At 37.0% G+C, this 11058-nt stretch carries 12 protein-coding genes; 4 read left to right on the top strand and 8 right to left on the bottom strand.

Features of this window, described 5'->3' with window-relative positions; all coding sequences use genetic code 11:
- Positions 1 to 48: 48 nt before the first annotated feature.
- Positions 49 to 1023, bottom strand: coding sequence for an acyltransferase family protein (locus CHI06_RS16360; RefSeq protein WP_095249696.1), 975 nt, complete (start codon positions 1021 to 1023; stop codon positions 49 to 51).
- Positions 1024 to 1294: 271 nt separating this feature from the next.
- Here CHI06_RS16360 and CHI06_RS16355 point away from each other — a divergent pair, with 271 nt between their 5' ends.
- Complete coding sequence (locus CHI06_RS16355; protein ID WP_095249695.1) at positions 1295 to 2269, top strand: NAD(P)H-dependent flavin oxidoreductase; 975 nt, start codon at positions 1295 to 1297, stop codon at positions 2267 to 2269.
- Positions 2270 to 2322: 53 nt separating this feature from the next.
- Here the strand turns inward: CHI06_RS16355 and CHI06_RS16350 are convergent, their stop codons facing one another.
- Both CHI06_RS16350 and CHI06_RS16345 read right to left on the bottom strand, forming a co-directional pair.
- Complete coding sequence (locus CHI06_RS16350; RefSeq protein WP_095249694.1) at positions 2323 to 2808, bottom strand: nitroreductase family protein; 486 nt, start codon at positions 2806 to 2808, stop codon at positions 2323 to 2325.
- A 105-nt stretch (positions 2809 to 2913) separates the two neighbouring features.
- A complete protein-coding gene (locus CHI06_RS16345; protein WP_095249693.1) occupies positions 2914 to 3645 on the bottom strand; it encodes a M50 family metallopeptidase in 732 nt (243 codons plus the stop codon).
- 200 nt (positions 3646 to 3845) lie between these two features.
- On the opposite strand from CHI06_RS16345, the gene CHI06_RS30560 reads away from it, so the two are divergent.
- Genes CHI06_RS30560 through CHI06_RS16335 form a run of 3 tightly spaced genes read left to right on the top strand, consistent with a single transcriptional unit; the run spans position 3846 to position 6525 of the window.
- Positions 3846 to 4064 carry an ATP-binding cassette domain-containing protein gene (locus CHI06_RS30560; protein WP_257009335.1) on the top strand — a complete coding sequence of 73 codons (219 nt, stop codon included), beginning with the start codon at positions 3846 to 3848 and terminating at the stop codon, positions 4062 to 4064.
- Entirely contained in the window at positions 4061 to 4969 is a 909-nt protein-coding gene (locus CHI06_RS16340; RefSeq protein ID WP_257009334.1) for an ABC transporter ATP-binding protein, read from the top strand. Before CHI06_RS30560 ends, CHI06_RS16340 begins: the two co-directional genes overlap by 4 nt.
- Entirely contained in the window at positions 4969 to 6525 is a 1557-nt protein-coding gene (locus tag CHI06_RS16335) for an ABC transporter permease/substrate-binding protein (protein WP_095249692.1), read from the top strand. Before CHI06_RS16340 ends, CHI06_RS16335 begins: the two co-directional genes overlap by 1 nt.
- A 28-nt stretch (positions 6526 to 6553) precedes the next feature.
- Here the strand turns inward: CHI06_RS16335 and CHI06_RS16330 are convergent, their stop codons facing one another.
- The 5 genes from CHI06_RS16330 to CHI06_RS16310 form a co-directional block, all read right to left on the bottom strand.
- Positions 6554 to 7171, bottom strand: a complete 618-nt coding sequence (locus tag CHI06_RS16330) for a GntR family transcriptional regulator (protein WP_095249691.1) — start codon at positions 7169 to 7171, stop codon at positions 6554 to 6556.
- 130 nt (positions 7172 to 7301) lie between these two features.
- Positions 7302 to 8270, bottom strand: a complete 969-nt coding sequence (locus CHI06_RS16325; protein ID WP_095249690.1) for a VOC family protein — start codon at positions 8268 to 8270, stop codon at positions 7302 to 7304.
- Between the two features lie 24 nt (positions 8271 to 8294).
- Positions 8295 to 9080 carry an SDR family NAD(P)-dependent oxidoreductase gene (locus tag CHI06_RS16320; RefSeq protein ID WP_095249689.1) on the bottom strand — a complete coding sequence of 262 codons (786 nt, stop codon included), beginning with the start codon at positions 9078 to 9080 and terminating at the stop codon, positions 8295 to 8297.
- Between the two features lie 31 nt (positions 9081 to 9111).
- Entirely contained in the window at positions 9112 to 9621 is a 510-nt protein-coding gene (locus CHI06_RS16315) for an aromatic-ring-hydroxylating dioxygenase subunit beta (RefSeq protein WP_095249688.1), read from the bottom strand.
- Positions 9622 to 9682: 61 nt separating this feature from the next.
- Positions 9683 to 10987 carry an aromatic ring-hydroxylating dioxygenase subunit alpha gene (locus tag CHI06_RS16310; RefSeq protein ID WP_095249687.1) on the bottom strand — a complete coding sequence of 435 codons (1305 nt, stop codon included), beginning with the start codon at positions 10985 to 10987 and terminating at the stop codon, positions 9683 to 9685.
- Positions 10988 to 11058: the final 71 nt, after the last annotated feature.

Here is an 11058-nt window from a genome sequence, read left to right as displayed (position 1 = left end):
TGATGCTAGACAAAGAAAAGCCGAATGTGTTAAGAACACATACGGCTTTTATATTTTTAACTCAACAAGCGGCTGTGTATATTTTTTAATCATATAACTGCCAAGCACAATACAAACCATGAAGGAGAAGGCAATTAAAAATAAATAATTTTCGGAAATGGCATCCGGTAAAATAGATTGAATTGCCTTAATGATAAACCCATGGAATAAGTAAACATATAGTGTTCTTTCGCCTATTTTCGTTATTCGATACTGATTCGATGGGATTAATGGCAAGAAGCCAAAAACTACAATTAAAGTTAAAACATATTGCAATCCTCGCAGCAGCCCATCCGTAAGCTGCATTCCTCCCATATTTTCATAAGAGGTATCCCCTAACAGCCATGGGACAGCATTTTCTGGAAAACTTAATCCAAAAAATAAAAACGTAGTAATGATAATTACTACTCCTGCTGGAACAGCATACTTTGCCCCAATGATTCGTCTTAAATGGTCTCCATTTAATAAGAAACCTAACAAAAAGTATGGAAAGAAAACAAACGTCCGAGATATACTCATAAAGCTTCCGGCTTGCTCAAAATAACCAATTGCTATTCCTACTAAAACCGCGACGAGCAATCCCGTCCATTTTAATCTTGCAAATACATACAGAAGTAAATTCCAGAAGAATAAACTTAGTAAAAACCACAACGACCAATGTGGCTGGAACAGATCAAATTCAAGTGTTTTCTCCTTCCCCACTAAGAAATAGACAACTGAATAGATAATCTGAAAAACAAAATAGGGAATTAATATCTTTTGAACAGATTTAAGTAAGTACCCTTTTTTTCGATAGCCTTTGGCAAAATAGCCGGATATCAAAATAAATGCTGGCATATGAAACAGAAAAATAACGGTATATAAAGTAAATAAAACTTTATCTTGATCCTTATATGGGCTAATCATATGTCCGAAAACAACAAGAAAAATTAATATGAATTTTGCATTATCAAAATATTTACTTCTACTTGTAGTCGAAGCCATCCTATCCCTCCAAAACAAAAAGATATTGTAATAAAATTTTATGTTTGTGTATTTATACTATTTTACCTTAGTAATGTTACAAAGGTATTGAATATAAATTACTTTCTATGTCGGTAAAATTACAATTCCAAAATAATAATCGCAATGTCCTATGTATATTTAACTATTGGTAATAAATTCTATCACCAACTTTTAAGACCTGATGATAAAAATCACATACATAAAAAACGATCCATGATAGTATTCAGAGTAAGTTCTAAATCTTTAAAAAATGAAATGGGGTTATGAATTGAACTTTCCACAATTAAAAATTGCACATATCATGCCAAAGGTTCCAGTTTTTCAAGGAGGAATGGGTGTTGGTATTTCATTAAGTAAACTGGCTTCTGCTGTTGCTAATGCAGGCGGAGTTGGAATTATCTCAGGTACTGGTATTACAACAGATGAAATGCGTGATCATATTAGAAAAGCAAAAAGTCTTGTAAAAGATGCTGGCTATATTGGCGTAAATGTCCTGTTCGCAATGAATGATTTTGCAGAAAAAATGAAAGCCGCTCTAGAGGAAAAAGTTGATTTTATTATTTCAGGGGCAGGAATTTCAAGGGATATGTATGCTTGGGGAAGACAGGCTGGCATTCCTGTTATTTCCATTGTTTCTTCTGCCAAATTAGCAAGAATTTCAGAGAGACTCGGCGCTGCAGCAGTAGTGGTTGAAGGCTTTGAAGCTGGCGGACATCTCGGAACTGACAGACCGATGTTTGACATACTTCCAGAAGTAGTGGAAGCAGTATCAATTCCTGTTCTCGCAGCTGGTGGTATCATGACTGGCGAGGATATCGCAAAAGCTCTTTCAATGGGGGCATCTGGGGTTCAGATGGGCACTAGATTTGTAGCAAGTGAAGAATGTGACGCTCCACTTGCATTTAAACAGAAATACGTTGGTGCTCGTAAAGAGGATACTTTGTTAGTCAAAACAACGGTTGGCTTACACGGCAGAGTAATTGCTAATAAATTTTCCAAATTAATTAGTGGGCCAGACAAATTAAAAATTGCCAAATGTCATGATTGTTTAAAAAATTGCTCTTATCGCTTCTGTACGCTCGATTCCTTACTCGTATCAGTTGCAGGCGATGTGGAAAATGGACTTGTCTTTGCTGGCGCCCGAGTAGATGAAATCAAGGAAATTCTTCCTGTCCAGCAAATCATGGATAATCTGACAACAGAATATCAAAACGCTATGCAGTGATAAATTACCTTAATAAAAAGAGACAACCACATTTTTGAGGTTGTCTCTTCTAACTAAGGTAAATTTTTTATTTTATTCATGATGGATGTTCTTGGTTTAGGGTCTGGAATAATCTCAGGGTAACCAATTCCCAATACACCAATAAGGTTATAATTTTCAGGAACTTCTAATATTTCCTTGTTTTTTGCTGTAATTCCGATAGATGACCAGAATGTGCCTACCCCTTCTGACCATGCCGCTAAATTAAAGTTTTGAACAAAACAAGCTGTTGCCAAGGCGTTTTCCTCTTTTTCAACCGCCGAGGCACCATGTTTAGATACTACAGCAATCAGTACAGGCGCATTTCCAAAATCACTCTTATGTTTGAGTTTTGCCCTCGTATCAGGACCAATAAAATATACTTCCCATGGTTCTGTCATTCGGTGATTAGGAGCCATTTTTGCAGCCTCTAACCATGAATATATCAAATCAAGATTAACAGCATCTGATTTGAATTTTTTTATAGTACGCCGGCTTTTAATTACATCAAGAATATCCAATGTACCCCCTCCTCATACTGTTGAAAATCCACATTAATCTATCATATGTTCCATTTATTAAAATATTTATACAACCTAAAGAATCTGAATTTTCTGTCGGACCTTTTAATAATAATCTTTTGTTCCTTCTAATTGATATTTCGGCTGTATGTCTACCGCACCTATACTGAACAAGCCTTTCTTGAATCCAAGAATGATGAAGAAAAGTGATTGTGCAAAGAAGAATATCCCCCATCCTTGAGCTGGTATAAATACTGTTAATTGAGATAGGTTTGTTGCGTCCCCAGCTGCGTGAGGCTGAATTAGGCTAATCATGAAAATATCATAGGCTGTACTTACTGATTCTACTAAAATGACGCAGGCAATTAACAATACAAGATTATGAATTACTTTTTGGTTTCCTTTAATAAGCAAGGTTAGAAATAAAATACCAAAGGATGCAAGCCAGAATAAACCATAGGGATTACGGACCCATAAGATAAAATTAATTAGTATTAATCCTAATAGCATATCGATGAAAAATGTATGTTTATTTTTTTTGATTAACCAAAACGAAACATATGCCATGAACGAAGAAATCAAATAACCTGCTGCACAAGTGATAAAGTCAATAATCCATATTGATTGTGTTCCGTGTGTAACCCCATTACCATTCATAAACAATGAAATGGATTCAACATTCCCCCCAAACAGAGCAATAAATGCGTGTCCAGATTCATGGATCACCGTATTAATAATTCTAAAATAATCACCTAATATCGGAAGATGTATTAAGATAAATGCCAACCCAAGGAAGAGGAAAAATTTAATACTAAGCTTTTCTTTTATATATTCCAATTTACTTCCCCCTCTTTTTACTAAGCTTTCTTTTTTACTCTATCTTAACACTTTTCTTTATATTCTGAAAAATTTTACGTTTTATTAAATGGGATAAAATTGACCTCAAAAAAGAGGTCGACTCGACAAACCACCAACCTTTGTGTTACCATTAAGTTGTTGATATTCGCTAAAGAGATTCTTTTTTAGGAGGAATGAATTTGATAGAGTTTAAAGATATTGTGAAAAAGTATAGAAATAAAACGATTATAAAGTCCTTCTCAATTGATATTGAAGCAGGTCAACTCGTTGTTTTTATTGGACCCAGCGGTTGTGGGAAAACTACATTATTAAAAATGATTAATAAATTAATTCAGCCATCAGCAGGGAAGATTTTTGTGAACGGTAAGGATATTTCCAACATGGATGCCATCGGTTGAGGAGAAATATTGGCTATGTTATCCAAAATACAGGTCTCTTCCCTCACATGTCGATTAGAGAGAATTTGGAATTAATTCCAAAACTAAAAGGCGAAGACCCAAATAGAATTGCTGAGAAAACAGAGGAACTTCTCCATGTAGTCGGATTAAATCCTAGTGAATTCTTAGACCGTTTTCCAAAAGAATTAAGTGGTGGACAGCAGCAAAGAGTTGGGGTAGCAAGAGCTTTTTCAACGGATTCAGATATAATTTTAATGGATGAGCCCTTTAGTGCCTTAGATCCCGTAACTAGAAATTCGCTGCAGGATGAACTCGTTCAAATGCAAAAGGAACTCAACAAAACCATCATTTTCGTCACCCATGATATGGATGAAGCCATAAAAATAGCCGACAAGATTTGTATATTAAAAGAAGGCGATATTCTCCAGTTCGACACCCCTGAAAATATTCTTAAGAACCCAGCCAATGAGTTTGTCGAAGGATTTATAGGAAAAAGAAGAGTTTGGAATAACCCTGAATTATTAATGGCTGAGGATATTATGATTCCTAACCCTGTAAAGATTACTACTAAGCGAACCGTATTACAGGCTATTGAGATAATGAAATCCAATAAGGTCGATAGCTTAATGGTAACCGACAAAAATAATATATTAATAGGCTTGGTGACTTTAAAAGGAATTCAACTACTAAACCGAAATTCTGAGATTGATAGTGTAATGGAGAAAAATGTCCTAGCAGTTACTGAGGATAGTAACTTAATTTCCATTTTGGCAACGATGAATGAACATAAAATTGGCTATGTGCCTGTTATCAATCATTCAAAGCAATTAACTGGACTCATAACGAGAAGCAGTATTTTATCGGCTTTAAGCAGCCAACTAATTGATTTGGAGGTGGCCTTTTAATGAGTGATTTTTATAACTATTTAAGTACAAACTACGAACAGATACTAAATTTACTAGGTCAACATATTTATTTAAGTATTATTTCCGTCCTCGTTGCGGTTATTGTCGGTATTCCGTTAGGCATTTTAATTTCACGGCAGCCAAAGCTGTCTAAGCCGATTATTGGAACAACGAACATTATACAGGCAATACCAAGTTTGGCCCTGCTAGGATTCTTAATTCCCTTCATTGGTATCGGCAGTGCCCCTGCCATCGTAATGGTTGTCCTTTATTCTCTTCTTCCAATCGTAAAGAACACATATACAGGATTAACGAATATAGATCCTGACATTCTGGAAGCCGCCAAAGGTATCGGTCTGACCAAGAGTCAAACAATGAAAAAGGTTCAGCTGCCCTTAGCTTTTCCGATGATTATGGCGGGTATCAGAATTTCTGCAGTAACAGCAGTCGGATTAATGACCATCGCAGCATTCGTTGGTGCAGGAGGCCTTGGTTATCTCGTATTCTCTGGTGTACAGACCGTTGATAATTACATGATTCTTGCAGGTGCAATTCCAGCCTGTATCCTTGCCCTATTAATCGATTTTGTTGTTGGTAAACTTGAAACGAAATTTTCCTACAGTAATAAACGAAAATCAGCATCTAAAAGTAGTAAAAAGGTAAAACGATTCGTAATTGCAATTACTAGTATTATCGTAGTTGCTGCTGGTGCCTTTACTGTTTATTCAAAGGCCAATGCCGCAGATAAAATTGCTGTTGGCTCTAAGAATTACACTGAACAATTGATTCTTGGGAATATGCTGGCTGATTTAATTGAAAGTAATACGGATATTGAGGTAGAAAGAAAACTTAATCTCGGCGGCTCACAGGTAGCCTTTAGTGCTATCAAAAATGGTGATGTTGATATGTTTGTAGAATATACAGGGACCGGACTAGTGAATATTCTCAATCAAAGTCCACAAAGTAATCCTGACAAGGTTTATGACTATGTAAAAAAGGAATTCAAGGAGAAGTTTGGTATCGACATGTTAAAACCACTTGGATTCAATAACACCTATGCTTTAGCAGTACGTCAAGATAGTGCTAAACAATATAATTTAAATACCATCTCCGATCTTGCTAAAGTAAGTGAAGGCATGATTATGGGTCCTACCATTGAATTTCCAAATCGGGAAGATGGATTAATCGGTCTTTCTAAGACCTACAATTTGAACTTTAAAGATGTAAAAGCAATAGACGGAGGATTGCGCTATACTGCGCTTGATAATCATAAGAGCGATGTCATCGATGCCTTTTCTACTGATGGATTAATTGAAGAATTTGGATTAAAGGTATTAGAGGATGATAAAAACTTCTTCCCTCCTTATTATGCTGTTCCCATTGTTAAAGAAGAGACATTAAAAGAACACCCCGAACTTAAAGAAGTACTAAATTCACTTGCTGGTATACTGACAGATGATAAAATGCGAAAGCTTAATTACAAAGTTGACAGCCTGAAGGAATCACCAGCAAAGGTAGCAAAAGAGTTTTTAAAAGAGGAAGGTTTAATAAAATAAATGATGAAGCCGGCGCTGCCGGCTTTTTTTAATCCTCCATAAAATGGACCACTCTCTCATAGGTTTCATCATCCCCAATAATGAGAAGAACGTCGTCTTCAAGAATCAATGCGTAGGGCCCAGGAGAAATAATTAATTCTCCCTTTCTCTTCATCCCAATCACGGTCCCACCTGTATTTTGCCAAAATTTCACTTCTGAAATCGTCTTGCCGATATGTACACAGCCTTGAAAAACCTCTACCTCAATGGGAGCTAATGGGTTGGTATGTCGCAGCTTTGTCGAATAATCCATGAGTTTTCTAACTGTATCAGAAAGCTGCTCATCGATTTTGTTTCTGTCGGTAAAAAGTTTGTTAATTTCTTTTTCAAGGTCCTTTATACTCGCCAAATTAGAAAATCTATGTATATATTTATAAGCATTCTCCCGAGAAGAAATAACAATCCCGCTGCCCTTTGTTGATTGAACAATCTCCACATCTTCTAATATCTTTATTGCTCTTCTTACGGTCTCAGGAGAAACTTTATACTCACTTGCCAAAGTAGATCTTCCATGAATCCTCTCACCTACTTTGAATTTACCATCGTAAATTCGATTCGCTAAGTCAATTGCTATCCGTTCATAAGTTGGTATTTGTGCCCTTTGCATATATTCCTCCACGAAACTAAGTCAATTTTACTTTATTATTCCACTATACTCTAAAAAAATTGTCGATGCGAACAGATAGGTTAAACTTCAAAAAAAAGTGCCAGGCACCCGAGGTGTCTTGCACTCATTTTTATAAATCAAATCTTTCTAGTAATTCAATGATTACTTTAAAGTCCGAGGTGGTATCCATATAAGCATATCTGCCTTTTCCATTATAGAAATTCCCCGTTTGAATAACGGGATACCCCATTTTCTCTAGAAGCTTAATTTTTTCATCCATATTTTTAATTACAAACGAAATATGATGAACACCTTCTCCATGCGTTTCAAGGTGTTTTTTCCAAGTGCTAGGAGAAAGACCTGGCTCAATTAATTCAATTTGAAGCAGCGGAGTGTTAATAAACATATATCTAGAATCACCTTCGGTTGCCTCTCCTTCAAAAACGACCTGAGTAAGCTCGCTTGGTCCTGATTGAATCACTTGTGGTTTTTCAACCCCTAGTAGTTTACAGTAAGCATCTGCTGCTGCATCGAGATCCTTTACAACAATCGCCAGCTGCTCAACCTTATTGGTCCCGAGCAAAGGTTCATAGGATTCTTTACTTGGCTCAGTATCCCGTGGTTCAGCACTTTCAAGGAGTTCTACCAGCGTTTTATGGTCATGTAATGTATCCACATATACATACCTGCCGTCACTTGAAGTAAATTCACCACTTTGGAGTAATGGATATCCACTTTCTTCAAAAACCGGAAGCTTTTCCTTAATAGAATCCACATCAAAGGCAATATGATGGATTCCTTCTCCCACTGTATCTAAAAATTCACGCATTGTACCTGGTTCTTCGTTTGGTTCGATTAGTTCAAACTGTACAGTTGGTGTATTCATAAACACTAATTTACTTCGAGAATTCGTTGGGTTCCCACGAAAAACCACCTTGGAAACCTCATTATCACCTGTTAAGAACCATGCAGGTTTCGGAATTCCGAGAAGTTTAGCAAACATTTCAGAGGTCTTTTCAATATCACGAACAACAAAGGCAAGTTGATTGATTTCATTATTGCCAGCCAAAGGCTTTTTTCCTGTTAACGATTCAGTCAAAATGGTCACCTCTAATTCCTTTTTTCATCCTAGGCCACGGACAGATAATCCACCATCACTCGAGATAACTTCTCCAGTAATCGCCCTTGCGTTATCGGAAGCAAGCAGCAAGTAAGCTCCTACATGGTCTTCAGAAGACATGGCAATCCGAAGCGGGTTTCGTGATTTAATACTTTTTTCTTTTGTCTCGTTATCTACCATTTTTACAAATGGCTGCAGCGGTGAAATGACATTTAGGGCTGTCAACGTTCCTCCCGGAGCAACAGCATTCACTCTTATATCAGGAGCAAGCTCAAACGCAAGCTGGCGCATTAAACCAATTTGTGCGTGTTTGCTGGCGGTGTACCAGACTCCTCCCCCATCAGGATAGAACCCCGCACCTGACACAGTGAAAATCATATTACCGCCTGTTTTCTTCAATTCATCCACTGACGCCTTTGCCCCATTGAAATAACCTTTTACATTGATGTCAAACAGGAAGTCATATGCATTTGACATTGCTTCGGGAGTAACAGTTTGGAATTTCGCAAAACCATCAAAAACACCAGCATTCGCAACAAAAACATCTAACTTCCCAAATGCTTCCACGGCCATTCGAACTGCATCAGCGTGTGCTTGATAATTCGTAACATCTCCCTCGATACATTGCACAGAATCACCAAACTGCTGCTTTAGTTGATTCAGTCCCTCTAATGATTTATCGAGAACGGTAAGCACTGCTCCTTCTTTCACAAAAGCTTCTGTTACAGCCTTTCCGATACCAGAGGCACCACCGGTCAAATAAACTGATTTACCACTTAACTGAGCCATATAATACTGCTCCTTCCTGCTGCTAAATCTATTACACAAAGATAGCTAGATTTCGTGTATTAATCGTCGTTTGGTCGACAATGAAAAAGCGTTTCGACAGCTTCCATTCTCCATTTTCAAAAATAAATTCATCTTGTCTTTCACCAGATATTAAATCGTGATGAATATCAGTGCTGCGACTGCGGTAAATCATCAAATAGCTGTTTACCACTGCTTTTTCATTTGGCAGATAATCTATCAGCCGCACATTGTTCACTAATCTCCTAGTCCGAGAAGGAGGAATTTCAGCCCATGCATAATCCGTTTTTAAACGATCGACACGAATTTTCAATAATTCAATATCATCATCAAACGCAAACATATCCAACGCATAATCAGGGCGTTCTATTCCCTCTTTATTAACTCGAACAGGCATTTGATATTTTAAAGATGGGTGCATTAAACTAAACCACCCATCAAAATCGATATCATCTAACAGTTTCGCTTCCCGATAAAGCCATTGTTCAAACTCGTAGGTTGCCAGCATCCTCTCAATTGTCATAACTTCTCCCTCAATCCTTTAGTAGTTTTTGATAAAGGTCATGAAAAGTGTGAGAGTCATCTCACTTCGTCATTAAGTCAAGCCAGTATCGATAAAAATTTCGTTGATTAGCTTCTGTGAATTTATCATCATACACGACACCTGGGCCAACGAATTCTGTTATTGGTTTACGGTGCAACCCCATTGTATAGTTAAATGTCAGCTGTTTCACCAATGGCATTGTTCCAGAGGCTGCTGCAGTTATATCTGTAAATACTTCCGTATCATCCTGTTCAAAAATACCAGAAGGGCTAAATGTTAGAATAAATGATTCACGTGATCGTCTTTTCCAATCCACTGGAGCATTTTTCTCAACTAAGAACCATGTTATCACTTCCATTTTATCTGCTGAAATGGGTCTCCAAATTCGCATAGAAGTATTAGAGATTAACTGTCCTTTAATTTTGGTATGGGAAATTAAAAACGATAGATTAGGAAAGATGTTTCCAATCATATTTTTAAGATTAGATAGAACATCGTATTGTTCTTCTGTTAAATTAGATTTGTATTCTTCTTTTAATTCCTCTGGAAAGGCAAAGTCTGGATTTGGTGTACCAAGGTTTAACCCATGGCCATTATTTGTGTGGATTTGATAACCTTTTTTCGAGTAAGTTGCACTTGGCACCATTCCTAATTTGGCAATAGATCCGTGAGTAACCATCGTATGATAGGAATCACCTACGAAGTTATCTGCTCCGATTTTCCAATTAGAATGAATGACGAATCTTTGCGGCGGTCCCATTACTTCCATTTCTGCTCTTCCTGCAATAATATCAATATACCATTTAAAATCTCCTAAAAAAGTCTCCAAAGACTCTGCTTCATCATTCCATGTCCCAAACAATAACCCTTTGTATGACTCCACTCTAATTTTGTGTAAACCCAGCTGCGATTTATCTAAGCTATCCCCATAAATGTCCTTTTGCAGTGGCACACCAACACAATCTCCATTGTTTTTAAAATTAAAACCGTGGTATGGACAAGTAAATAATGACTTATTTCCGGCATCTGCGCGACAAAGCTTCATGCCCCGGTGTGTACACATATTGTACAGGCCACGGATTTGATTATCAGCACCTCGAGAAATAATGACCGAATAACCAGACACATCCCTTGTGATGAAGTCATTTTTGTTAGGAATTTCTGATTCGTGTCCAATGAATACCCAAGTTTTTAAAAATACTTTTTTATGCTCTAAATCATAGATAGTTGGATCACCTAGAAGATAGGCAGGAATGGACCCCTTTTCAGGGTGAACGGTTTCATTTAAGTATTCAATCGCTTCCTTTTGAGACATTTCTTCTAAATTTATGTTCGTTTTATACATGCCTAATCCCCCTAAATATAGATTGGTGTTGCCAATACATTCAGGGGAAAAAGCTCTATAACGTTTACCCC

Source organism: Bacillus sp. 7884-1 (assembly GCF_002272245.1).
Taxonomy (GTDB): Bacteria; Bacillota; Bacilli; order Bacillales; family Cytobacillaceae; genus Neobacillus.
Note: the sequence above shows the minus strand (reverse complement) of the source record. Positions and strands in the feature narration are given on the sequence as shown.

What these genes read in the sequence shown, in the direction of transcription:
- CHI06_RS16360 (WP_095249696.1), bottom strand. Translation starts at nt 1,023, where the DNA reads ATGGCTTCGACTACAAGTAGAAGTAAATATTTTGATAATGCAAAATTC.
- CHI06_RS16355 (WP_095249695.1), top strand. Translation starts at nt 1,295, where the DNA reads ATGAAATGGGGTTATGAATTGAACTTTCCACAATTAAAAATTGCACAT.
- CHI06_RS16335 (WP_095249692.1), top strand. Translation starts at nt 4,969, where the DNA reads ATGAGTGATTTTTATAACTATTTAAGTACAAACTACGAACAGATACTA.
- CHI06_RS16330 (WP_095249691.1), bottom strand. Translation starts at nt 7,171, where the DNA reads ATGCAAAGGGCACAAATACCAACTTATGAACGGATAGCAATTGACTTA.
- CHI06_RS16320 (WP_095249689.1), bottom strand. Translation starts at nt 9,080, where the DNA reads ATGGCTCAGTTAAGTGGTAAATCAGTTTATTTGACCGGTGGTGCCTCT.
- CHI06_RS16315 (WP_095249688.1), bottom strand. Translation starts at nt 9,621, where the DNA reads ATGACAATTGAGAGGATGCTGGCAACCTACGAGTTTGAACAATGGCTT.
- CHI06_RS16310 (WP_095249687.1), bottom strand. Translation starts at nt 10,987, where the DNA reads ATGTATAAAACGAACATAAATTTAGAAGAAATGTCTCAAAAGGAAGCG.